The following is a 524-nucleotide window of genomic DNA, read 5'->3' on the forward strand; positions in this document are numbered from 1 at the left end:
ACGTGTCTTGCGCAAATACAACGGAATCGACCGAAAATCTTTTCCTCTGTTCTTGAAAGAATGTGAGTTTCGTTTTAACTTCGGGACACCAAAGCAGCAGTTAAAAACTCTGCGGCTTTGGTGTGGTATTTAGGGCTAATCTACTTCAGCACCTTTTAACGCATCATAACCGACACCCGCATTCTTTTCCCACCCAAACGAAGCGGCCGGACACTCCCGCATCCGGCCGCTACCTATGTCTATTTAACCGTCACCGGCATCAACTACCGACGACGGCAATCCCAGCATTAATCAGCGCTTCTCTTTAGCCTTCTCCTTCAGCGCCGGCACCGCCGCTTTGGCCGGCTTCTTACCGCCACCAACCGTCGCCTCATCGCGCAACTTAGCTAAAATACCCTCGCCGATACCCTTCACGTTCTTCAAATCGTCCACACTCTTGAACTGGCCGTTGTGCTGACGGTAGGCCACAATCGCCGCCGCCTTCGACGGGCCGATACCCGGCAGAGCCTTCAACTCCTCCTCCG

The 524-nt window shown here is 53.4% G+C and carries 1 protein-coding gene and 1 pseudogene; one reads left to right on the top strand and one right to left on the bottom strand.

Features of this window, described 5'->3' with window-relative positions; all coding sequences use genetic code 11:
* Window positions 1-133 (top strand): annotated as a pseudogene (locus AKG43_RS12645) (IS1595 family transposase); the annotation flags it as partial.
* Window positions 134-291: 158 nt separating this feature from the next.
* On the opposite strand, the gene AKG43_RS11910 reads toward AKG43_RS12645, so the two are convergent.
* The coding region (locus AKG43_RS11910) for a helix-hairpin-helix domain-containing protein (protein WP_156300686.1) at window positions 292-524 on the bottom strand (233 nt) is incomplete at its 5' end.

Origin of the sequence: Neisseria sp. 74A18 (assembly GCF_001308005.1) — a bacterium.
Lineage (GTDB): Bacteria > Pseudomonadota > Gammaproteobacteria > Burkholderiales > Neisseriaceae > Neisseria > Neisseria dumasiana.